Below are 23,126 nucleotides of genomic sequence, written 5' to 3' on the forward strand. Positions count from 1 at the left end.
TTATTTCAGGAATGGCGCGGCCTTCATCGTTTCGGCAATTGGTGCGCCCACGCGGTTCAGAATCGTGGGGGCTAGCTGTAACTGGTCGATGACCGTGTCCACCTCGGGACCTTCTGCGTCACCAAAGTAGTACAACGCGGTTTCCTGTTGCAGCGGGCTGCGTCCGCCATGATGGCCGCGCTCATCCTGACCATGATCGGCGGTGACGATGACCTCATACCCCAACTGCCGCCAACGCGGGATGAAAGGGGCCAGCATCTCATCCATCACAAAACAGGCGTGGTCCATTTCCTCGCAATCGTGGAAGAACCGGTGGCCCATGCTGTCCAGCGTGCAGGTGTGCAGGATGCCGTAATCCAGCCCAAAGCGCAGACACAGGTTGGTCAGAGACGCGAACAGGTCCACATCACACGGTGTCATCTGATTGGCTTTGCCATAGCCAGTCATGGTGTGGAACCGACCATGGTTGATGGTCTTGCTTTCGGGTTCGTCGTATTCGACATCGCGCACATAATCGAAAGGGTGGCGGTTGAAGAACTGCGACCAATAGCTATGGGTCACGGCCCCGGTCACACCGCCTGCCTCACGCACCTGACTGAACACGTCCTTATGGCTCAGGCGGAAGACATTGCCATTACCGGTGCAGCCGTGTTCCTGCGGTGTGACACCGGTATGGATCGAGGCATAACAACTGGCCGAGGTCGAAGGCAGGACCGCGCGCAGCTTCCATACGCGGGCCTCGCCACTCTCGACCCAGCCTTCGAGATTGCCGAACAACCGGCGAAAATTGCGCCAAGGGACGCCGTCCAGAATGATGAGGAGGAGTTTGCGGTCCATAGTCTGACCCTTTTCTTAAACACTTCAGGCGACCCTAGGGGATTCGCTACGCATGGGCTGCCAATTCGCGCCCCGAATAGCAAAATCCCGACACCTGTTTGTGACAGATGCCGGGATTTCGAAGCTTTTATGAGGGCGGGGATCAGTTCCCCGCGCTCTCCATCTTGCGGTGGGCGACAACCTCTTCCAGCCAGCCCAGATGCATCTCGGGCACCGAGCTGAGCAGCAGGTCGGTATAGTCGTCGAACGGCGGGCTCAGCACCTCGCTCTTCGACCCGTACCGCGCCACGCGGCCCTGATACATCACCGCGATGCTGTCGCTGATCGCACGGACCGTCGCCAGATCGTGGGTGATGAACAGATAGGCCACGTCCTCAATCTGCTGCAGGTCCAGGAGCAATTTGAGGATGCCGTCCGCGACCAGCGGGTCGAGGGCCGAGGTGACCTCATCACAGATGATCATCTTGGGCTTGGCCGCCAGAGACCGCGCGATACAGACACGCTGTTTCTGACCACCGGACAGTTCCGCCGGATAGCGATCGATGAACTTCTCGCCCAGTTCGATCTCATCCAACAATTCGACGATCCGCTTACGTTTTTCGGCACCGCGCATGTTGAAGTAGAACTCCAACGGGCGGCCGATGATCGTGCCGACGGTCTGACGCGGATTCATCGCCGTGTCAGCCATCTGATAGATCATCTGAAGCTCACGCAGATCTTCCAGCGAACGGCCCTTCAGATCGGGGCTCAGTTTGCGCCCGTTAAAGGTGATCTCACCATCACGCGGGGGCAGCAGGCCGGTGATCACACGGGCCAGTGTCGACTTGCCAGAGCCGGATTCACCCACAACCGCCAGCGTCTGCCCCGGATGAAGCTCAACATTGACGTTGTGGAGCACGTCGAAGTTCAGACCCTTGTAGCGTGCGGTGATCCCGTCAACGCTCAGCACCGCTTCGGGTGTGGGCTTTTTCTCTTCGTGCTCGATCGACCGGACCGAGACCAGCGCCTTGGTATAGTCTTCCTGCGGCTTGTTGATGATCTGATCGGTGTTGCCGTATTCGACCGTATTGCCCATCCGCAGAACCATGATGTCGTCGCTCACCTGCGCCACAACCGCAAGGTCGTGGGTAATGTAGAGCGCGGCAACGCCGGTCGCTGCGATAGCTTCCTTGATGGCCATCAGAACATCGATCTGAGTGGTCACGTCCAAGGCGGTCGTAGGTTCGTCGAACACCACCAGATCAGGCTCGGGACACAGTGCCAGTGCTGTCATACACCGCTGCAGCTGACCGCCCGAAACCTGGTGCGGGTAGCGATCACCGATATTGTCAGGGTCGGGCAGACCCAGCTTAGCGAACAGTTCACGCGCGCGGCCTTCGGCCTCTTTCCGCGAGAACTTCTTCTGTTCGACAGCCGCTTCGACCACCTGATCCATGATCTTCTTGGCCGGGTTGAACGACGCGGCGGCGGATTGGGACACATAGGTGACCTCGCCCCCGCGCAGCTTGCGGATATCCCCATGAGACGTCTTGAGGATATCGCGCCCGTTCACCCAGACCTCGCCACCGGTGATTTTCACACCACCCCGGCCATAGGCCATTGAGGCCAGACCGATGGTGGATTTGCCGGCACCGGATTCGCCGATCAGACCCAGCACCTTGCCGCGTTCGAGGTCAAAGCTGACCCCGTGCACGATTTCGATGTCATGGGGCTTTTCGCCTGGCGGATAGACGGTCGCGCCGATCTTGAGGTCGCGGACCTTGAGAAGGATATCACTCATCCCCGGCCTCCTTTCAGCGATGTGGTACGGTTCAGGACCCAGTCAGCCACGAGGTTGACCGAGATGGCCAGCGTCGCGATGGCCACAGCGGGGTACAGCGCCGCGCCGATGCCATAGACGATGCCGTCCTTGTTTTCCTTCACAATGCCGCCCCAGTCCGCCAGTGGCGGCTGAACGCCCAGACCTAGGAAGGACAGGGTCGAGATGAACAGAACCATGAAGATAAACCGCAGACCGAACTCAGCCACCAGAGGCGACAGAGCGTTGGGCAGGATTTCCCGGAAAATGATCCAGCCCCTACCTTCACCGCGCAGCTTGGCGGCTTCGACATAGTCCATCACGTTGATGTCCACGGCGACAGAGCGCGACAGACGATAGGGACGTGTGGCGTCCAGCAGGCCCATCACCAGGATCAGGATCGGAACAGTTACCGGAACAATCGCCAGGATAACCAGGGCCAAGATCAGCGTCGGGATCGACATGATCAGGTCAACCGTCCGGCTAAGCACCTGATCAGCCCAGCCGCCGAGAACAGCCGCCAGCAAGCCCAGCGACGTGCCGGTGACAAAGCTGAGGATCGTGGCTGCAGCAGCGATGAAGATCGTCGTGCGTCCGCCATAGATCATGCGGGTCAACAGATCGCGCCCGATATTGTCAGTGCCCAGCAGGTGTTCGGCGCTTGAGGGTTCCCAAACATCACCGACCACTTCGGCCATGCCATAGGGCGCAATCAGCGGCGCCGCGAAGGCGATGAAAAAGTAAAGCCCGGTGAAAAACAGACCGATCATCGCCGAAATAGGAATATTCTTCATCATTTCGGATGCCTCAGTCTTGGGTTGGCAAGGATCGACACAATATCGGCCACCATGTTCAGCCCGATATAAACGGCAGCAAATACGACACCGCAGGCCAGAACGACCGGCACGTCACGTTTGGTCACCGAGTCCACCAGATATTGCCCCATGCCGGGATAGACGAACACCACCTCGACAACGACGACGCCCACGACCAGATAGGCGAGGTTCAGCATAACGACGTTGACGATAGGAGAGATCGCGTTGGGGAAGGCATGGCGTGCGATGACCTGAAAGTTCGACAGGCCCTTCAGTTCAGCCGTTTCGATATAAGCCGACTGCATCAGGTTCAGGATCGCGGCACGGGTCATTCGCATCATCTGCGCCAGCACCACCAGCGTCAGGACGAAGGCAGGCAGCGCGATCGCATTGAGTTTTTCGCCGAAGGACATCGACTCGTTGATCATTGCGAGTGATGAAAACCAGCCCAGTTTCACTGAGATAAAGTAAATCACCACGTAACCGATCAGGAATTCCGGGATAGAAACTGTTGTAAGGGTGATAGCGGAGATCAGTTTATCCGGCCAGCGATTGCGGTACCGGACCGCCAGCAGGCCCAAAAAGATGGCAAGAGGAACCGACACGATTGCAGCGACACAGGCCAGGAACAGGGTGTTCCCCAGTCGTTTGCCGATGCTCTCAGCGATGTCGAGCTTGTTTGTCAGAGATTGACCCAGATCACCTTGTAAGATGCCGCCCAGCCATTCGAAATAGCGGGTCAGAGCGGGACGGTTGAGGCCCATTTCCTCGCGCAGGTTTGCCAGCGCCTCGGGGGTTGCGGATTGGCCAAGGACAGCTTGCGCCGCGTCCCCGGGAAGGGCTTCGGTGAGGCCGAAAATCAGAGCCGATGCACCGAAGAGAAGCAGGATTCCCAGCGCTAGGCGCTGGGAAACCAGTTTGATGATGGGATGCATGATCCGCGGTTCCTATCAGGCGAACCACATCTTGCGGGACATGTTGCCGTTCATCATCTCTTGGGTTGGGTCGCTTTCCCAACCTTCCAGTTGATTGCTAACACCCTCGACAAAGTCGTTGAACATCGGGCAGATCAGGCCGCCTTCGTCGCGGACCATCATGCCCATCTGGCTGTAGATGTCCTTGCGCTTGTCATTGTCCAGTTCGGCACGCGCCTGGAACAGCATCTCGTCGAATGCCGGAACCTTGAAGCGGGTGTCGTTCCAGTCTGCAGTCGACAGATACGCGGTCGAATACATCTGGTCCTGTACTGGACGGCCGCCCCAGTAGGACGCGCAGAAGGGCTGAACGTTCCAAACCTCGGACCAGTAGCCATCGTTGGGCTCGCGCTTGATTTCCAGCGGGATACCAGCCTGAGCAGCGGTCTGCTGGAACAGAGCTGCGGCATCCACTGCACCCGGGAAGGCGCCATCGGCAACGCGCAGGATGATTGGCGAACCGTCATGCCCCGAGTTCTTGTAATGCTCGGCCGCTTTTTCGATGCTGAACTCACGCTGCGGGATCGAGCCGTCGAACAGCGGGTAGGCCGCATTGACCGGCATGTCGTTGCCCACGGTGCCATAGCCACGCAGGACCTTGTCGACCAGTTCCTGACGGTTGATCGCGTGCTTCAGTGCAAGACGCAGTTCGTTGTTGTCGAACGGCGCGGTGTCGCAGTGCATGATGAACACATAGTGACCACGGCCAGCGGTCGAATGCACCGTCAGGTTAGGTGCGCGGCCCAGCAGATCGGCCACCTTCGGCTCGACCCGGTTGATCGCGTGGACCTGACCGGACTGCAGTGCGGCCGTACGGGCGGTTGCGTCGTTGATGACCACTACTTCGACGCTGTCGAAATTACCGAAATCCGGGTTCCAGTGGTTGGCGAACTTTTTGTACACGTGGCGGACGCCGGGTTCATTGACTTCGACCTGATAGGGGCCGGTACCGATGCCAGCGGCGGGGTCTTCCATTCCGCCATCCGGCTGAATGATCAGGTGATAGTCGGCCATCAGATAGGGCAGGTCAGCGTTCGGCTCGGTCAGAGTGACCTGGAAGTTGTCGCCGTCGGCCTTCATCGATTCGATGCCCTTCATGATGCCCAGGGCACCGGATTTCGAATCTTCGTTCGAGTGGCGTTCCATGGTTTTCAGCACGTCTTCGCTGGTCATGGTCTTGCCGTTGTGGAATTCAACGCCCTGACGCAGCTTGAAGGTCCAGACCTTGGCGTCGGCGCTGCCTTCAACGCTTTCGGCCAGACGCGGTTCGATCGTGCCGTCAGGCGCAACTTCGACCAGTTGGTCGCCAAATTGTTTGCCGTTCTGGAACGGAACCGAACTTGCATAGGTTGCCGGGTCCAGCGAGTTGGTGGACTCGCCACCCTGCAGGCCAAATTTAAGGTCGCCACCCTTTTTCGGGCCAGCCGCGCGCGCGGCGTCTGCAAACATGGTGCTGGCCATGGCCGCAGAAACACCCAAAGCCGCAGCTTTCCCCATGAATTCGCGGCGGGTCAGCTTGCCAGCTGTGACCTGCTTGGTCATGTGAGTGATTTGTTCGTTCATTATGGTCTCCCAGTTGAGTGGATTGTTGCCCTTTTGGGCTTTTTATTGACGCATGAGTCAAAGTAGGCGTAATTCGGTCGGGCGGGCAAGAACAAATGTCTGACACTTGAGCGACCGGCATCACATTTGATCCCGAGGTACGGCATCCTCCAGTTGCTTGGTTGATACCAGTTTTTCGCCCTCAAAGGCATCCATGCGGGCCTTGAGGAAAAAGGAATGCTGATCCGTCCACATCTCGCAGGAAGTTTCGGTGCGCAGATCGATACCGTTCCGGCTAATTTCTTGCGTCCATTTGCAATACCCCCGGGCAGAGAGGGGATCGTCCGGGTGGATCGTCCAGCGTTCATGCGCCGTTCCGCCGTGGGTCAGACCGTGTTCGGTGTTGATGACCAGACCAAAGTCATCCTCGATAATCAGGTGGGTTTCGCCCGAGTTCATGTCCGTTTCCACCCGCCGCGAATTGCGCGGAGCGCGCAGTGAGGTCTGATCCAGAGGCGGTGCCGAATCGGGCTGTGGAAACGCATATTCGTTATTGGTAGTCGGGCGTTGCGGTATGGTGATGTCGCCCTGCGTGAGGTGCAGTTCGGTGCGTTCGGGCGATGGCCAGATCAGCGGCCAATAGGCGCTGGAGATTGCGACCCGCAGCCTATGCCCCTTGGGTACGCGATAGGCTATGTGATCCAGGTCCAGTGAGACGTCATATTCGGTGCCCGGCGTCAGGGGTGTGGGTTCCGCGTGGCTGTCGCGATGCGACAGGTTCAGCACGCCATAAGTAATGCGTGTCGAGACCCCATCCGGGTGTACATGGTTCAGCCGAACGGCAATCTGTGCCTGCGGGCGGTCGGCGCTCAGCCGCAGACGGATGCGCGGAGCGCCCACGATGTCCATGTCCTCAGCCAGCGGTGCGCCGTCGAAACAGGCCGACAGCGCGTCGTCCGAGCGCTGATCTCCGGGCATGTCGGGGCCCAGCCAGATGGCGCAGTATTCCCCGCCCTCCATACCGCAGGTCTGTGGTGAACGCACCCGAACGTCTAATGGGCCGTCGGGCCCCAAACCGGCATCTGACAAGCCCAGTATCAGGCCGGGCAGGTGGGATGTGGCCCCACTGGTCTCGGCAATCCAACGCCCGGGTCGTTCGCTATACCAGCGCTGCGGTCGAACGCCGTCCATCAGATAGGCACGGTAGGCCGGGTCTTCGTCGACGCCTGTATCGATGCCTTTCAGCCAGTGATCCCACCAGCGCAGAGCTTCCTGCAGAAATCCGATCCGCGGTTCGGGCACCGCGAAGTGAGGGTACTTATGCACCCACGGCCCCACGATCCCTTTGACCGGGGCCGTCAATTGCTCAACCAGCAAAGGCACAGTGTTTTTATAGGCATCCCCCCAGCCGCCGATCGCCAGAGTTGCCGCCTGGATCGCGTTGAAATCTTCGCAGACCGAGCCGTGCTGCCAATACGCGTCCCGCCGTTGGTGGCGCAGCCAGACCGATGGCAGAAACGGCTCATGCTCCAGCCGTTCCAGCCACATTTCACGCCAGTTCTCGCGCAGATCGGGATCGGGTGGACGGGACGAGTAGGACCACATCGTCGCGCCCCAGCCCAGATTCTCATTCAGCAGACAGCCACCTTTATAGTGGATGTCGTCCGCATAACGGTCGGCGGTGGAACACAAGGTGATGATCGCCTTCAAGGGCTCGGGCTGCAGCGCAGCTACCTGAAGTGCGTTGAACCCGCCCCAGCTGATTCCCATCATCCCAATCTTGCCGGTACACCAGGGTTGCTGAGCCAGCCAGTTGATCGTGGCGACGGCATCGTCCAGCTCTTGCTGGGTGTATTCGTCCTCCATCAAGCCTTCGCTGTCACCATTGCCGCGCATATCGACGCGAATGCAGGCATAGCCGCGCTCGGCAAGCCACGGGTGGGTTAGTGCATCACGCACCGTCGTTCCGTCGCGTTTGCGATAGGGCAGAAATTCAAGAATGGCGGGGACTGGGTGTTCCGCTGCATCCACAGGGCGCCAGACGCGCGCGGACAAGTGACAACCGTCCGGCATTTCAATGCCAACGTCAGGAAGGTCTTCGATGGTGCGTAGCGCGTTGGCTGGCGGCGTCATTCCAACACTGTCCGGGGGAATTGCAAAACAAGTTGGGTCAAAATCGTCAGATCAGTCGCGGATTGCGACAAGCAAGTCCATTACGTTGGTGCCTGTGGGGCCGGTTATCAGCAGCGCGCCTGCTTGATCCAGAAAACTGCCGCTGTCCGCCTTTTGCAGCGCTTGTTCAGCGCCATCGCCCCAAGTGGTTCCGTCAATGATCGCCCCGGCGGCATCTGTTGGGCCATCCGTTCCATCGGTGCCGCCCACGACCACGGTAAGCCCTTCGATCCCTGCAATCTCGCGGGCCAGTGCCAGGGAAAGTCCTTGATTGCGCCCGCCGCGCCCCGGGTTGTCGGGCAGAACAACGGTTGGCTCTCCACCAAAAACCATGACGCCGCTGGGCATGGAGCGAAGACGCTCACCCAGCGTTTCGGCAACTTTCAGAAAATCATCATGCAGACATTCCTCGTTGGCGAGCACCTTCAGGTCCTCGTGCTGCGCCAATTCCCCAGCGGCCGCGCGGGCATGAGCATTTGAAGCAACGATTTGCGTGGTCGCCTGAAAGTCATAGCTCTCCGGCAGTGCGCCGATCCCCGAACCGACAACATTCAGGTCGTCCCCGGGCACATCCGAGATTGCCAGCACGGTCGCCTTTTCCCCTTGGAAGTGAGACAGAAGCCCACCGCCTTTAATCCTCGATAGCTTGCGGCGTTCGGCGTTCATGGCCGTGATGTCCAGCCCCTCGGCCAGCAGCTGTTTGTTCAACTGCTCCAGATCGGACAGCGTTTTACCCGGCAGCAAATCCTCGGCCAGAGACGACGCCCCACCCGACACCAGCAACAGCAAGTGCGAGCCCGCCTGCATCGCTTCGACTGCCTTGCGCAGGGCCTGACCGCCCTGAAGGCTGCGGCTGTCGGGAACGGGATGGGACGCCTCGATTACCGAAACGTGATCCGGCAGGTCACGGCCGTGGTCGTCTTTGGTGACAACAAGCGTTGGGCGCGGGCCGAAATGTTCCAGCGCGGCGCGGGCCATGGCGGCAGCGGGTTTGCCCACGGCCAGAATCTGATCTGGTTCGGGGATATCGTGCAGTACTTTGCTGGTCGCTGCGTGGCCACCCACCGCATCGACACCGGCCTGCCAGATGCGAATTGCCTGTTCTTTTCTGTCCATCAGCTTTCCATCCAAATCGTGACTGGTCCGTCATTGACCAGCTCTACTGCCATATCCGCCCCGAATTCACCGGTTTCGACGGGCACGCCATGCGCCGCAAGCCGCTGGGCGAAGACCTCATACAGATGCTTGCCGAGGTCCGGTGCCGCCGCTTCGGAAAAGCCCGGTCGGTTGCCGCGCGAGGTGTCCGCGGCCAGCGTGAACTGGCTAATCACCAGCGCCGATCCATCGATATCTTTCACCGACCGGTTCATTTTCCCTGCGTCATCCTTGAATATCCGCAGTTTCGAGACCTTGGCGGCCATCTGATCCGCCTTTTTCTCATCATCGCCCTGCATCGCGCAGACCAAAACCATCAACCCCGGCCCGGTCTGGCCGATGGTTTTGCCGGCTACCGATACGCTGGCGTGTGAAACTCGCTGTACTAAAGCGCGCAAATTAACTCTCCGCTTGCTGCGTCCGTTACCCGACCCATTCGACAATCTCACTCAGATCAGCGCGGTCGGTACGAAAGCTGTTGGCTGGGTGTTCTTTATCCGCATAGCCAAAGGAAATCGCGCACAAAATCATCCGGTCGTCCGGGATGTCAAAATAGCGGCGCAGGAACGGGCTGTAGGTGGCGACCGCCGCCTGCGGGATCGTGGCGACGCCAAGCGCCTGTGCAGCCAATGAGAACGCTGTGACGAACCCACCGCAATCCAGCGCGCCATAGGCCCCAAGTTCCTTCGGGCTAGTGATGATCGCGCAATGCGGTGCCCCGAACAGTGAGAAGTTTTCCATCATCTGCCGGGCTGAGGCCGCGCGATCGCCGCGTTCAACACCTACCGCATCATACAAGGCCCAACCGCATGCGCGGCGGCGGTCTTGGTATGCACCTGAGTAAGATATTGGAAAGGGCACGTCCGGGGCAGGTGCGCCGGTCATGGCTTCTTTTTGCAGTGCCGCGCGAAACTGTTCAGTTTCTTCGCCGTTGGTGACTACCACATGCCACGGTTGGGCATTACACCAGCTGGGTACACGTGCGGCGCTGGTCAGGATTTGTTCGATTTTTTCCCTTGGGACCGGGTCGGGAAGGAATGCGCGGCATGAATGCCGCGCTGTCAGCAATTGGTTCAGATCGGATAGCGTCACACAGGCCTCCCCGCTCGGCGTTGACGCGGCGCAGAATGGCGTCTGCCGGGGGGAAGTTCAAGCGCTAACAATTGTTGGTTTTTGGGTCATTTCACCCTTGTTGACCCGCCGCCATCAGATACCCGACACCGGCCGCCACAAGCAGGCCCAAAAGAACGGCGATGGTGATCTTGATAGCCGACCAGGGGCGTTCGCCCTGAACGCGGCCGGTGCGGCCGTTGACGACAAAGCGATAGGTCTGGCCGCGATATTTGTAGGCAGCCATCCAAACCGGCAGAAGGATATGCTTGAAGGTCACATCCCGCACATCCGTGTCAATCGCGTGTATCCGCTGACGGTCGCCACCAATGTCAAAACGCACGTCCCGCTCAATAACCCGCGCCATATATCCGCGCGCCTCTGAATATCCTTCCTGCAATTCGACGGTGTAAGCCTCGGCCCGAAACCCCGCCAGATACTCCGGCTGATAGGGCTCCAGCGCGGGTAAATCCCAAGGCTCAAGCGCGTCGGTGTAGCTTTTGGGCAAAGACCGTGAAGCCAGCACAAGCACATCGTCAAAGAATCGCTTCACCCGCCCGGATTTCGGAGTCCACCGCACCTTGGGCACCTGCTGCTGCACGCGTTTGCCGTCGCGCATGACGGTTCGGGTTTCGTAATAGACAGTGCCACGCTCACCGCGATAGCTCGACTGTGTGTCGGCATCAAACGTCCAGTAGGGCACATAGATACCCTGCATCTTGCGACCTTTGCGTGCGTAATCCTTCAACCCGTTCGGCGCAAACCACAGCCGCCCCAGCCAGTCCGCCATCGCCTTGTGCGCCGCGCGCTCATCCAAAGCAAAGGGCATCACCCCGCGCGGTTTGATGTGCCGATTGACGCCGGTATCGGTGACCACCGGGGTTGCACAGAACGGGCATTCAGCGGCGTGTGTGGCGGGGTCGAACTCGACCTGAGCCGCGCAGTTGGGGCAGGACAGAACGCGCGTTTCTTCGATCTCGGTGTCCGGCAGGCGGTCCGCGACAGCTGCGATAAAATCGAGTTCTTTGAGGCTGGCGCCACCCCACGGGCCAGCGCCGATTGCCTCGGAATGCCCGCAGTGATCACAGGTCAAACTGCCATCAGCGGGGTTGAACCGGTAATCCGCGCCGCATTGCTCGCAGGGAAATCTGTGTTCTTCGGTCATCGTGCAACCCTGTTACTTCGCTGGTGCCCGAAGGATCAGGCTCCGGGCGGTGGCGGCGGCAGGATCGTAAACAGTTGCGCCAGTTCCTGCACGTCTCCGGCCTTTTTCCAACCGTCCTGACCGGCAGTCCAGACATGGGTGTCGCGAGTGATCTCGCCATCTGTCGCCATTCGGCCCATCTTCGCTTTCGAGAATGGGCCGCTGGTCTGCCCATCGACCGCGATATGCCACACATGTTCAACGGGCGGAGGGGGCGGCGGTGCCGCATGCGCTGTCGGTTGCGGGGCAGCGGGGGCGGAACTGCCCCACGGGCCACTCGGTTGACCCGCTGCCATGTTTGCCATTTGGTTGGCCATCGCCATTCCCATCCCCATACCAAGACCCGCGCCCATACCGCCGCCTTGACCGGGATTGTTGGCGGCGGCGGTCATCGCCTCGGCCGCCGAATACTGGGTGAACTTGCCCAGATCGCCCGCCAACCCCATTGAGGTTCGCTTGTCCAGCGCCGCCTCGACCGCAGGCGGAAGTGAGATGTTTTCGATGTAAAACTCAGGCATTTCCAGCCCATAGCTGTCCAACACTGGGGAAACCTCAGCCGCGATCAGCTTGCCCAGATCGGCAGTGTTTGCGGCCATGTCCAGAACCGGAATGCCGGATCCTGCGATGACGCGACTAAACTCCTGCACGATGATGTTGCGGATCTGAAAGCTGATCTCATCCATGGTGAACTCACCATCGGTGCCCACGATCTCGACCATGAATTTTGCGGGGTCTTTGACTCGGATCGTGTAGGTGCCGAATGCCCGAATACGGGTCGGGCCGAACTCGGGATCGCGCAGCATGATCGGGTTTTTGGTGCCCCATTTCAGATCATTGAAGCGCGTCGTATTGACGAAATAGATCTCGGACTTGAACGGAGACTGAAAACCATGATCCCAATGCTGCAGGGTCGTCATGATCGGCATGTTGTTTGTTTCAAGCATATAAAGACCCGGCGTGAATACATCCGCCAACTGCCCTTCATGCACGAAGACCGCCGCCTGACCTTCGCGCACAGTCAGCTTGGCGCCGTATTTGATCTCATGCCCTTCACGTTCGAACCGCCAGACCATGGTGTCGCGTGTATCGTCGACCCAGTGAATGACGTCGATAAATTCTCCGGTCAGAAAATCGAAAATACCCATTGGTGTCTCCTTTTCTTTGGGCTCAGAGCTGCTGGCCCATCAATTCGCGTGCAATGATCCGCACCACGGGGCGGGCGTCCTCGGCCTTCACTCCGAGTTCCAGGCGCGGGTCGTAGAGCATTGTCAGTAGTTTTTCGTCATGGCTGGTCAGCAGCGCAAACTCATCATCGTCGTTGAAAATCGACGGGCGCGCGGCGGGGCTGTCATTCGACAGTCCAAGGCCCTGTGCAATCTCTTCATGGATGCAACTGCGGCGCAACAGATCGGGCAGTTCAGTGCGGATCAGCGTCACCGCACGTACATATCGGTTGGGCGCCGTACTGGTGGCCGATGCAAACACGAAACAGTCGATATTGGCGCGCGGGTTAGCGACCAGATCCAGCGAGGCTTGACCGATATTCGGGATCAACTGCTTGAGCCGCATGACCACATAGCTGCTGTCATCCTTGCCCGCAAAGAACACGTGGAAGTTGGCTTTGCGATTAACCACCGAAATCGGGTGATCGGTCAATTTGGCCAGCCGCGCCGTGTAGGCTTCGACCTGCGCGGCATCCTGTTTGCGCGCTTCGGGCGCGACCGACGGGGCGAATTCAGTCTGTACGCGGACCGGACCAGTCCACCGGCTGAGCTGTCCGTCCGTCTTGCGCGAAGATGCGGTCACCGCGTGGTCGGGATACTCACTGTAAAAGGCAATGGCCTCGAAATTGCGCGCCAGGTCGTCGGCGTCATAAGGCGTATCGGGGCCGCCACCGTCTGTGCGCAGCAGACCACGGGTCAGCAGGTCACGCTCAACCCGCTGATAGAACCGGGCCAGATCCTGACTGGCCGCGGACGGAGGGACGTAGGCGTTGGGCGCAGGCGCGGGTGCCACTGGGCGCGGTTGCGGAACAACCGAAGACGTCAACGTTTCATCGCAGTTGGCCAAAGCCAACAGCGCGACAAAACCCAATATAGGTTTCAGATATCCCAATTCCCGCACGCGCAGCCCGCCGTCAGCTCGGAACAGCCGTTCCGGCATTGTCGCCGATGCCGTCCTGACGCGCCTTGGCCGAGGCCAGCGTGTCACGCAGCTCAGCCTCCATCTTCTGCAATTCCTGCTCGGCGGCGGCGCGTTTGGCCTTTCCTTCGTCCGCGATGGCGAGGCTTTCGTTGATCGTGCCGATCAGGTCAGCATTGGCCTGTTTGACCGCTTCGATATCGAACACGCCACGCTCCATTTCCTCGCGGATCATCTTGTTCGAATCGCGCAGGTTGGCGGCGTTCGAGGTCAGCAGTTCGTTGGTCAGATCATTGGCGTCACGCACGGCGGCGGCGGCTTCGGCGCTGCGCTGGATGGTGACCGCCTGCGCCAGTTGGGTCTCCCACAGCGGCACGGTGTTCACCAGCGTCGAGTTGATCTTGGTTACCAGGGATTTGTCGTTTTCCTGCACCAGCCGGATCGAGGGCAGCGACTGCATCGTCACCTGACGGGTCAGTTTCAGGTCGTGCACACGGCGTTCCAGATCATCCCGCGCGGCGCGCATGTCACGCAGTTCCTGCGCTTTCATGACCTGTTCTTCTTCGGGAGCCGCCTGAACCTCGGCCTCTTTTTCCGGGATGTCGTGGCTGTCCAGCTCGGTCAGCTTTTCCTCACCCGCCGCGATGTAAAGCGCCAACTCGTCATAGAACCCCAGCGTCTTTTCATAAAGCAGGTCGAGCGACTTAATGTCTTTCAACAGCGTGTGCTCATGACCCAGCAGGTCGTCGGTGATACGGTCGATTTGCCCCTGGACCTCTTCGTACTGAGCAGTGAACTTGGCGAAAGGCGCGGCACGGCCCATCAGTTTCTCCCACCAGCTGCGTTCGCGGCGCACATCCAGTTCGCTGACCGAAAAGCCGCGGATCGTGGTCACGATGTTACGCAGGCTGTCCCCGGCGGGACCCACATCCTTGTTGCGCACATCCGCCAGCATCGCCTGGCTGATCTCCTGCAGCTCAGCCTGCGCGGACGATCCGAAAGAGACGATCGAGTTGGTATTCTCCATGTCGATTTCGTCCATCCGCTTGCGGATTTCGGCGCTGACAGGTTCGTCTGCTTCTTCAAGAGAGACAACTTCGGCAACAGGCTCGGGCAGAGCAACGGCGGTTACTTCCTGAACCAACGTTTCGGCCTCGACTGCCTTGTTCTTGATTGCATCGGACATGGGGTAATCCTTTCTCAAATAACTGTCCGGTCAGTCCAACCGGACACCTTCGCGCTGCAACCGCTCGCGCAATACGTCAATTTCAACCGTCAGATCACTGCGGTCATCCAAAAGCATCTTGCGGGTACGGGCCGCGAAATTCTGTTCCAGATCGTCGAGCAGGGCGGTGTAGTCGGCCAGCGCCTGCGAATCCCGCGTGCGGGCATATACGTCTGCAAACTTCACCGTCGCGTCGCGCGCGCCCTGCAGATAGACGGTCAGGTATTTACGGGCACCGGCCAGATCACGCGGGTCTTCTTCAACCGTGCGGAACAGATCGCGCGCGGTGTCCTGAAAACGTTCGACCCGTGCCTCAACCCGGCGATCGCCGGCGCGCTTTATGGCGTCGGTCATTTCGGACAGATGCGTTTCGGCGTCTTCGACCACACGGGCGACGCGGTCCTGTTGAAAGGTATCGATCCCTTCCATGCCCTTGTCCTTCATCGGGTCCAACCCGAAAGACACTGAATGCAGCACCGTGGCCACCGCGCCAAACAGGATAGGGGCCACCAGACTGGCCTGAGCGGCGGTCTCGGCGTCCAGATACTCGGACCGATAGGCGGCCAGCGCAGTACCAAGGCCGGTTAGAACGCTGGCGAAAATCTTGCGGGGAAAGGCTGGGCGGCGAGCGGTGCGGCGTGCGTTAAAGGCGGCCTCGGCACGCAGGCCCTCGCGCAGCAGAAAGGCCGCACCGGTCAGCAATCCTGCTGCGATCAGCCCAATCGTCATCCCGACTGCACCGTCGTTCAGCGACAGAAACACCAGCGGAATGGCGGGCAGGAACAAAATGTTGACCCGTGCGCCGGCCGGCTCGACCCGTGCGCCGTGGAATTGTCCGCGCGGCGGTTTGTCGTCGTCAGACCCACCGCCTTGAGGGCTGAATTTTCCGCCATATCGCTGTGACATGCGCTACAGGCCCCCCAGCACGCCGGTGCAGACACCGAACAACAGCACCAACAGGGCCGCGTAGGCCAGTTTTTGAACTCCGGTCCCTGACATGACGCCCCCCAAAAGCAACGCTCACGGAAAATTTAGGCGATACGAGGGCTTGGCGCTAGGGGGAAGGTTGCTAAACCCGCGTCACTTGCGAGATTTCTTGCCGACAGGTGCCCGTTTTCTTTGCGGTCGCGCCGGACGTCTCGGCTTGGTTTCGGGTTCCGCGTCCAATCCCAACTGATCGCGCATCACGCGGCGGCGGATTTCCTCAACCTCTCCCGGTTTCAGACTGCCCAGCTGAAATGGCCCGTAGGAGACGCGCAGCAGGCGGTTCACCGCATAGCTGATATCTTCCATCGCGCGGCGAATCTCGCGGTTCTTGCCTTCGCGCAGGCCGATGGTCAGCCAGGCGTTTGCGCCCTGCTGACGGTCCAGCGAGACATCCATGGGCAGAAACCGCTCACCATCTATCACCAAACCCTTGCGTAGCGGTGCAAAATCCTCGTCCTTAGGCCTTCCATTCACTCTTACGCGGTATTTGCGCAGCCATCCGGTGGATGGCAATTCCAGCTTGCGCTTGATGCCGCCATCGTTGGTCAGCAGCAGCAACCCTTCCGAGTTCAGGTCGAGCCGCCCAACGCTCATGACGCGGGGCATGTCTTCGGGCAGGTTGTCGAAAATGGTCGCGCGGCCCTTTTCGTCGCGCGTCGTCGTCACCAGACCGGGTGGCTTGTGATAGAGCCACAGGCGCGAGGGTTCCGGTTCGGACACCGGTTTGCCGTCCACGGTGATCTTGTCTTTGCCGGTGACGTTCAGGGCGGGGCTGTCGATGGTCTTGCCATTCACGGTCACACGACCGGCTTCGATCATGCGTTCCGCTTCACGGCGCGAGGCGATACCTGCGCGGGCAAGGACTTTGGCGATCCGGTCGCCGGGAGGAGGGGTTTTGGTCATCCGCAGCCCATAGCGCATCCCGCCCGCTTGCGAAAGGCAGGTTTCTGTAGCAGTCAGGGGCATGGAGTTCAGATCGCATATGGATAAGGCGCTGATTGAGGCGCGTGCAGCGGCAGATCGTGGAGAGGTGCCGGTGGGGGCCGTCATCGTCGCGCCTGATGGTCGTGTTGTCGCGGCTGCGGGCAATCGGACGCGCGAACTGAACGACCCAACCGCCCACGCCGAGATTCTGGCCCTGCGCGCCGCCTGCGCTGAAGCAGGGTCTGAACGGCTGCCCGACCATGACCTCTATGTGACGTTGGAACCCTGTGCGATGTGCGCGGCGGCGCTGGCCGCGGCGCGTATCCGGCGGATTTATTACGGCGCCGCTGATCCGAAATCCGGCGGCGTGGCGCATGGTGCGCGTGTTTTCTCTCATAAACAGGCGCACCACGTCCCCGAAATTTTCGATGGTATCGCAGGGCAGGAGGCCGCAGACTTGCTGAAAGCCTTCTTTGCCGCGCGGCGTGATCCTAGAGAGTGATCGGTTTCATCAACTCCGGTTCGATCACATCCACCCCAGGCAACCCGTCGATCAACGCCTGAGCGGATTGTTCCAGAATCGGGAAGGTCTTGTAGTGGCAGGGAATCACTGTCTGGAAGTTGAAATACCGCTTGGCTGCGTAAGCCGTGGCTTTCATGTCCATGGTGAAATGACCGCCCGCCGAGAGGATGCCGATATCGGGTTTGTAATAATCTCCCATCCACTCCATATCTGCCATGATATCCGTATCGCCGGAGACGTAGAGCATATGCCCTTCCGATGCGATCATGAAGCCAACCTCGCTGCCACCGGTACGCAAGCCGTCGGGCGTTGAGAACGTCGAGCTGTGAGAGGCAGGAACCATCGTGACCTTGACGCCGTTCAGGTTCACCGTGCCACCTTTGTTGAAACCGATGGTTTCAAGTCCTTCGGCCTCACTCCAATACCCCATCAGGTCGTACTGGCCCACCACGGGCACTTTCAGATGCTTGGCCAGTGACACCACGTCGGCCACATGATCGAAATGCGTGTGCGTCAGAAGGATATGCGTCGCCCCGTCCAGAGCATTGTCGTGATGCGCTTCGTCCAGCACCGGATTTCCGGTCAGCCAGGGGTCGATCAGCAGAACCTGCCCTTCGGTTTCGATGCGGAAACTGCCGTGCCCCAGCCAAATGATGTTCATGAAAACGTCCTCCCAAAACAAGCTCTTGGCATCAGCCTAGCATCGGTTATGTAAAAGTTCATGGACTGGTTTCAGGAAATTGACGGATATTGCGAGCGCCTGTCGCCCGCCTATTGGGCCGAACCGATCAACGCCGTGACAAACGCAGCGTTTCTGATCGCGGCCTTTATCATGTGGCGGCGCGTACGCGGGCAGGGGATGCCTCTGGCGATGGTGCTGGTGATCATCCTCGCGGGAATCGGATTGGGCAGTTACCTGTTTCACACCCATGCGCAGGTTTGGGCGGCAATGGCCGATGTTGCGCCGATACTACTGTATATTCTGGTCTATATCTTCGCCATCAATCGCGATGTCTGGCAGATGCGGCAGGTCTATGCCCTGATCGTCTCCCTTCTGTTCGTGCCCTATGCTTCAGCCACAATCCCCCTGTTTCAGTTCATCCCGGGCTTGGGCGGATCGTCGGCTTATGCTCCGGTGCCGCTGCTGATTCTGATCTACGCATTTCTGCTGCGCAAACGCGTGCCCGACACTGCACGCGGCCTTGCGATCGGCGCAGGCATTCTGATCGCCTCAATCACCTTCCGCGCGTTGGATGAACCCCTTTGCGCCCAGCTTCCGCTGGGCACGCATTTCATGTGGCACATTCTGAACGCCATCATGCTGGGGTGGATGATCGAGGTTTATCGCAGGTACATGGCCCGTGCGTCTCAGCCCTGAAACGCAGCAGCCAGATGTTCCGGCAAGTCAAACTCGGACAGAACCCGCGCGCGGCCCTCGGCCGACATCTTGCGGGCGGTCTTTTCGACGATGCTCTGGATTTTCTCGGCTGAGTGTTTCTCGGCGAAGGGCGCGAAATACCACCTCAGGAACACGAAACAGATCACATCTTCCAGCGCCTGAACCTCGTCGTCGCGCTTGATGCCCTGTTTGCGCAGCATCCGCCCGGCGGCTTCGATCTTATCCGCGCTGTAACCGGCCTGTTCCATCATCGCCATGACAACGTCTGCGTGATGGACACCTTGCGCTTTGCGCCAGGCCAGATAGCCGGCGCGGCCCTCAGGGTATTCGCTGCGCGCCAGTTTCCAACGTTCAACATGCTGACCCCGAGCCGCAATCTGCAGCACATCCGAAGCGTCCGGGAAAAGTCGGTCCAGTTCGGCGCTCATGCGCTGGCCGTACAGCAACTCGATCGGTTGGCCGTTATCATGGTTGGGGTCTTGGGTGTTGGCCGCATCAATTGCGTCCAGAACTGCTTGTTTGCGCGCGCTCATATTCCGCTCCGTTGGCTTGCCGAACCTGATGTTTGGTTCGGCGGATCACTGTGTTCACCCTAGCGGTTGGACGTATTAAGCGCAGCAGTCAATTGCAGTTTTTCCGGGCCGGACGTCGAATACCCGACCCGGACAGGGGGTCATGTCATTTACCCAGTTTGGTCTGATCCTGCGTGACGGGCGCCGAGACGGTTTCGGGGAATGTCAGGTCGCGCGTCAGGGTGTTCATGGTGGGGCCAAAGGCCTGGGCCTGGGCAACAAGAACAGTGGTGGCCAGTACAAATGCAGTCATGAACGTTTTCATTGTCTTTCTCCGGTTTAAGGCTGTGCCGTGACATTTGAAATGAACAGTTCGGTTCACTTTTTCAAGCGTCAAAATGAACTATTCGGTTTACTTTTGCGTATAGGGGATATGCAAAATTGAATGGCACTTGCCATGTGCGGGCCGAAACGGGGTGGATCGACCCCTCGGCGGTCTTGCGACCCGGACCCCAGACAGGTAAATGCCCCCTAACGCATATGAGGTTTTCCGATGTCGATTGACCAAAGCACCGCCGCCAAGGTGGCCAAACTGGCCCGGATCAAGGTCGAGGACGACGCGCTGCCCGCGCTGGCGTCCGAGTTCAACACCATCCTTGGGTTCATCGAGCAACTGAACGAAGTGGATGTCGAAGGCGTCGAACCGATGGTCTCGGTCGAGCCAATGCGCTTGAAACGTCGTGAGGATGTGGTCACCGACGGAAACCAGCAGGACAAGGTTCTGGCCAACGCCCCCGACGCACGCGAAGGCTTTTTCGCAGTCCCCAAAGTGGTGGAGTAAGACATGAGCGATCTGAACAAACTGGGCCTGGCCGAGGCCCGCGACGCGCTGCGCAAGGGTGAAGTGACCTCGGTTGAACTGACCGAATCCTGCCTGAAGGCCATTGATGAGGCCGACGCGCTGAACGCTTTTGTCCATAAGACGCCCGAGATTGCGCTGGAACGCGCCAAGGCTGCGGATGAGCGGATCAAGGGTGGCGACGCGCCGTCCATGTGTGGCCTGCCAATCGGTATCAAGGACCTGTTCTGCACCAAGGGTGTGCCCTCGCAGGCGGCGTCGAAAATTCTGGAAGGGTTCAAGCCCGAATATGAATCCACCGTGTCGCAGCAACTGGCCGATGCTGGCGCTGTGATGCTGGGCAAGCTGAACATGGACGAATTCGCCATGGGCTCGTCCAACGAAACATCTGTTTACGGCAACGCGGTCAGCCCGTGGCGCCGTGGCAATGATGACGCACAGCTGACACCGGGGGGCTCGTCGGGTGGTTCGGCGTCGGCTGTGGCCGCGGACCTGTGTCTAGCCGCGACCGGCACCGATACGGGTGGCTCGATCCGTCAGCCTGCTGCGTTCACCGGCATCACCGGCATTAAACCGACCTATGGGCGTTGCTCGCGTTGGGGCATCGTGGCCTTTGCCTCCTCGCTGGATCAGGCCGGTCCGATGACCAAGAACGTACGCGATGCGGCGATCATGCTGGAAACCATGTGCGGTCACGACCCCAAGGATTCCACCAGCGCCGAACTGGCCGTGCCGAATTTCGAGGCGATGCTGACCGGCGACATCAAGGGCAAAAAGATCGGTATCCCGAAAGAGTACCGTATGGACGGTATGCCCGCCGAGATCGAAAAGCTCTGGGCCGACGGCGCCGAGATGCTGAAAGCCGCAGGTGCCGAGATCGTCGATATTTCGCTGCCGCACACCAAATATGCTCTGCCCGCGTATTACGTGATTGCGCCTGCCGAGGCATCCTCGAACCTCGCCCGCTATGACGGTGTCCGCTATGGCCGTCGCGCGCAGTTGGCGCAGGGTGACGGCATCACCGAGATGTACGAGAAAACCCGCGCCGAGGGCTTCGGCCACGAGGTTCAGCGCCGTGTCATGGTTGGTACCTACGTGTTGTCGGCCGGTTTCTACGACGCCTATTACAACCGCGCCCGCCGTGTCCGGACCCTGATCAAGAAAGACTTCGAAGACGTTTTCGCCGCAGGCGTTGACGCGATCCTGACCCCGGCGACGCCATCGGCTTCGTTTGGACTGGGCGAGATGACCGAGGCTGATCCGGTTCAAATGTACCTCAACGATGTCTTCACCGTGACTGTAAACCTTGCCGGTTTGCCGGGTGTCTCGGTGCCTGCCGGTTTGGATAAGCAAGGCCTGCCGCTTGGTCTGCAACTGATCGGGCGTCCTTGGGAAGAGGGTGATCTGCTGAACACTGCTTATGCGCTGGAAAGCGCCGCCGGGTTTGTGGCCAAGCCGGGCAAATGGTGGTAATCCTCAGGTCAGGCAAGACAACGCAAAACGGAGCAGTTGGATGCGCTTTACGCTTCTGATCCCCGCAATCGGATTGGTCGCCGCCTGTAATACGGTGGCTCCTGTTGGTGGCCCGGACTTCAACACACCGGCCTATCAGGCTCAACGTGAAGCTCAGCTGGCAGGGCAGGGATACACCGGAAATCCGCTGCTTGGTCCCTCTGAAGTGACCGAACAACAGCTGGGCGCGCCCGGAACCGGAGCACCTGTTCCCTCAGGTGAAAATGCAGACCTTGCCTCTGCGACCGCAGCCGCTCTGGCCAGCACGTCCGGTCAAAGTACTGTAATATCAGAGCCGTCGCCGGTCGAAGATCCAATCAGCAATGGAATCTCTGACGAACAGGATTTCGAAGCGGTTTCTGGTCGTCGCACTATCGAATCCGATGCTGCAAGGATCGAACAGAACCGCCAGACCTATCAGGTCGTCGAGCCTACGGCCGTCCCTCAGCGGGGAACCGATGGCCAGCCGAATGTTGTGCAATACGCGCTGAACACATCGAATCCCGTCGGAACCCAGCTGTACAGTCGCGCTGGGTTCAACCTTGAGGCCAAGGCCCAGCGTAACTGTGCCCGCTACCCTTCTGCGGATCAGGCGCAGATTGATTTCTTGTCCAACGGCGGGCCGCAGCGAGATCGCAAAGGGCTGGATCCGGACGGTGACGGATATGCCTGCGGCTGGGACCCAAGCGCGTTCCGCAGTGCCGTCAACAACTGAACCGCTAACGCCCATTTGGCATCCGTCCCCGAACTTCGGTGAACGAAGGGACGGGCTGACGCCCTCTTTGGTGGTCATCCATTACACCGCGATGGACAGCGCGCAGGCGGCACTGGATCGCCTGTGCGATCCCGAGGCTGAAGTTTCTGCGCATTATCTTATCGGTCTTGACGGGACGGTGTGGCAAATGGTGCGGGAAGAAGACCGAGCGTGGCACGCTGGGGCTGGAAGCTGGCGGGGTTGGAGTGATATCAATTCACGTTCGATCGGGATCGAACTTGATAACTCGGGTTCAGTTCCGTTTTCCGAGCCGCAGATGGCAGCTCTTGAAAGGCTTCTTTCAGGATTGCTTGAGCGTCACGGAATTAATTCTTGGTGCGTGATCGGACATTCAGACATGGCGCCTGATCGGAAACAGGATCCTGGCCCTAGATTCGATTGGGATCGCCTCGCGCGTCAGAAGCTTGCGATGGGGCCAACGGTCCTGAAAGGAATTTGCCTTGATGAAATGCCGCCACATGACGGTCATTTTATGTTTGTTGCAAAAAGAGTCGGCTATCCGGAGGCACCCATAACTGACTTGCTTAGGGCATTCAGAATCCGATTTGCGCCGACCAGACGCGGGCCATTGTCCAAAAGCGATATGGGCGATATCGAAAGGCTGGCCGGTTTGATGGAACGTCTTGACGGTATTCGAGCAGAAGTTTAACCGACATTCTGC

At 59.5% G+C, this 23,126-nt stretch carries 23 protein-coding genes and 1 pseudogene; 6 read left to right on the top strand and 18 right to left on the bottom strand.

Features of this window, described 5'->3' with window-relative positions; genetic code table 11:
* The 15 genes and pseudogenes from ACR0ER_RS02430 to ACR0ER_RS02500 form a co-directional block, all read right to left on the bottom strand.
* Positions 1-837: an alkaline phosphatase family protein gene (locus ACR0ER_RS02430; RefSeq protein WP_480767570.1), complete on the bottom strand. Its 837-nt coding sequence runs from the start codon at positions 835-837 to the stop codon at positions 1-3.
* Positions 838-979: 142 nt separating this feature from the next.
* Positions 980-2,617, bottom strand: coding sequence for an ABC transporter ATP-binding protein (locus ACR0ER_RS02435; protein WP_170331791.1), 1,638 nt, complete (start codon positions 2,615-2,617; stop codon positions 980-982).
* A complete protein-coding gene (locus ACR0ER_RS02440) occupies positions 2,614-3,429 on the bottom strand; it encodes an ABC transporter permease (protein ID WP_480767571.1) in 816 nt (271 codons plus the stop codon). Before ACR0ER_RS02440 ends, ACR0ER_RS02435 begins: the two co-directional genes overlap by 4 nt.
* Entirely contained in the window at positions 3,429-4,385 is a 957-nt protein-coding gene (locus ACR0ER_RS02445; protein ID WP_170331787.1) for an ABC transporter permease, read from the bottom strand. The genes ACR0ER_RS02440 and ACR0ER_RS02445 overlap by 1 nt, the downstream gene beginning before the upstream one ends.
* 15 nt (positions 4,386-4,400) lie before the next feature.
* Positions 4,401-5,987: an ABC transporter substrate-binding protein gene (locus ACR0ER_RS02450; protein WP_170331785.1), complete on the bottom strand. Its 1,587-nt coding sequence runs from the start codon at positions 5,985-5,987 to the stop codon at positions 4,401-4,403.
* A gap of 120 nt (positions 5,988-6,107) precedes the next feature.
* Complete coding sequence (locus ACR0ER_RS02455) at positions 6,108-8,099, bottom strand: CocE/NonD family hydrolase (protein WP_480767572.1); 1,992 nt, start codon at positions 8,097-8,099, stop codon at positions 6,108-6,110.
* Between the two features lie 51 nt (positions 8,100-8,150).
* On the bottom strand, positions 8,151-9,254 hold the full coding sequence (locus tag ACR0ER_RS02460; RefSeq protein WP_480767573.1) for a DUF4147 domain-containing protein: 1,104 nt from the start codon (positions 9,252-9,254) through the stop codon (positions 8,151-8,153).
* Positions 9,254-9,691, bottom strand: coding sequence for a D-aminoacyl-tRNA deacylase (dtd, locus tag ACR0ER_RS02465; RefSeq protein ID WP_480767574.1), 438 nt, complete (start codon positions 9,689-9,691; stop codon positions 9,254-9,256). The genes ACR0ER_RS02460 and dtd overlap by 1 nt, the downstream gene beginning before the upstream one ends.
* 25 nt (positions 9,692-9,716) lie before the next feature.
* Complete coding sequence (locus tag ACR0ER_RS02470; RefSeq protein ID WP_480767575.1) at positions 9,717-10,385, bottom strand: nitroreductase; 669 nt, start codon at positions 10,383-10,385, stop codon at positions 9,717-9,719.
* 91 nt (positions 10,386-10,476) lie between these two features.
* On the bottom strand, positions 10,477-11,568 hold the full coding sequence (locus ACR0ER_RS02475; RefSeq protein ID WP_480767576.1) for a TFIIB-type zinc finger domain-containing protein: 1,092 nt from the start codon (positions 11,566-11,568) through the stop codon (positions 10,477-10,479).
* Between the two features lie 35 nt (positions 11,569-11,603).
* On the bottom strand, positions 11,604-12,752 hold the full coding sequence (locus ACR0ER_RS02480; RefSeq protein WP_480767577.1) for an SPFH domain-containing protein: 1,149 nt from the start codon (positions 12,750-12,752) through the stop codon (positions 11,604-11,606).
* 22 nt (positions 12,753-12,774) lie between these two features.
* Positions 12,775-13,770 carry a DUF2927 domain-containing protein gene (locus ACR0ER_RS02485; RefSeq protein WP_480767578.1) on the bottom strand — a complete coding sequence of 332 codons (996 nt, stop codon included), beginning with the start codon at positions 13,768-13,770 and terminating at the stop codon, positions 12,775-12,777.
* Positions 13,745-14,935 carry a toxic anion resistance protein gene (locus ACR0ER_RS02490; RefSeq protein ID WP_480767579.1) on the bottom strand — a complete coding sequence of 397 codons (1,191 nt, stop codon included), beginning with the start codon at positions 14,933-14,935 and terminating at the stop codon, positions 13,745-13,747. Before ACR0ER_RS02490 ends, ACR0ER_RS02485 begins: the two co-directional genes overlap by 26 nt.
* A gap of 30 nt (positions 14,936-14,965) precedes the next feature.
* Positions 14,966-15,880, bottom strand: a complete 915-nt coding sequence (locus tag ACR0ER_RS02495) for a 5-bromo-4-chloroindolyl phosphate hydrolysis family protein (protein ID WP_480767580.1) — start codon at positions 15,878-15,880, stop codon at positions 14,966-14,968.
* 177 nt (positions 15,881-16,057) lie between these two features.
* Positions 16,058-16,864: pseudogene (locus ACR0ER_RS02500) on the bottom strand (pseudouridine synthase); the annotation flags it as partial.
* A 61-nt stretch (positions 16,865-16,925) separates the two neighbouring features.
* Here ACR0ER_RS02500 and ACR0ER_RS02505 point away from each other — a divergent pair.
* Positions 16,926-17,387, top strand: coding sequence for a nucleoside deaminase (locus ACR0ER_RS02505; protein ID WP_480767581.1), 462 nt, complete (start codon positions 16,926-16,928; stop codon positions 17,385-17,387).
* Here ACR0ER_RS02505 and ACR0ER_RS02510 read toward each other — a convergent pair.
* Positions 17,377-18,069, bottom strand: a complete 693-nt coding sequence (locus ACR0ER_RS02510) for a metal-dependent hydrolase (RefSeq protein WP_480767582.1) — start codon at positions 18,067-18,069, stop codon at positions 17,377-17,379. The genes ACR0ER_RS02505 and ACR0ER_RS02510 overlap by 11 nt on opposite strands.
* Before the next feature lie 60 nt (positions 18,070-18,129).
* On the opposite strand from ACR0ER_RS02510, the gene ACR0ER_RS02515 reads away from it, so the two are divergent.
* Positions 18,130-18,786, top strand: a complete 657-nt coding sequence (locus tag ACR0ER_RS02515) for a ceramidase domain-containing protein (RefSeq protein WP_480767583.1) — start codon at positions 18,130-18,132, stop codon at positions 18,784-18,786.
* On the opposite strand, the gene ACR0ER_RS02520 is transcribed toward ACR0ER_RS02515, so the two are convergent.
* Together ACR0ER_RS02520 and ACR0ER_RS02525 are read right to left on the bottom strand one after the other, a co-directional pair.
* Positions 18,777-19,340, bottom strand: coding sequence for a DUF4202 domain-containing protein (locus tag ACR0ER_RS02520; RefSeq protein ID WP_480767584.1), 564 nt, complete (start codon positions 19,338-19,340; stop codon positions 18,777-18,779). The genes ACR0ER_RS02515 and ACR0ER_RS02520 overlap by 10 nt on opposite strands.
* A gap of 145 nt (positions 19,341-19,485) precedes the next feature.
* On the bottom strand, positions 19,486-19,644 hold the full coding sequence (locus ACR0ER_RS02525) for a hypothetical protein (protein WP_480767585.1): 159 nt from the start codon (positions 19,642-19,644) through the stop codon (positions 19,486-19,488).
* 228 nt (positions 19,645-19,872) lie between these two features.
* On the opposite strand from ACR0ER_RS02525, the gene gatC reads away from it, so the two are divergent.
* The 4 genes from gatC (at position 19,873) to ACR0ER_RS02545 (ending at position 23,114) form a co-directional block, all read left to right on the top strand.
* The gene (gene gatC / locus ACR0ER_RS02530; protein ID WP_170325838.1) at positions 19,873-20,160 is read left to right on the top strand and encodes an Asp-tRNA(Asn)/Glu-tRNA(Gln) amidotransferase subunit GatC; all 288 of its coding nucleotides are present in this window, start codon (positions 19,873-19,875) and stop codon (positions 20,158-20,160) included.
* Positions 20,161-20,163: 3 nt separating this feature from the next.
* Positions 20,164-21,651 carry an Asp-tRNA(Asn)/Glu-tRNA(Gln) amidotransferase subunit GatA gene (gatA, locus tag ACR0ER_RS02535; RefSeq protein WP_170331753.1) on the top strand — a complete coding sequence of 496 codons (1,488 nt, stop codon included), beginning with the start codon at positions 20,164-20,166 and terminating at the stop codon, positions 21,649-21,651.
* A 40-nt stretch (positions 21,652-21,691) separates the two neighbouring features.
* Entirely contained in the window at positions 21,692-22,405 is a 714-nt protein-coding gene (locus tag ACR0ER_RS02540; RefSeq protein WP_480767586.1) for a hypothetical protein, read from the top strand.
* Positions 22,406-22,472: 67 nt separating this feature from the next.
* Positions 22,473-23,114: an N-acetylmuramoyl-L-alanine amidase gene (locus tag ACR0ER_RS02545; protein ID WP_480767587.1), complete on the top strand. Its 642-nt coding sequence runs from the start codon at positions 22,473-22,475 to the stop codon at positions 23,112-23,114.
* Positions 23,115-23,126 lie beyond the last annotated feature (12 nt).

The sequence above is a fragment of the Ruegeria sp. CH8 genome, from assembly GCF_056536985.1.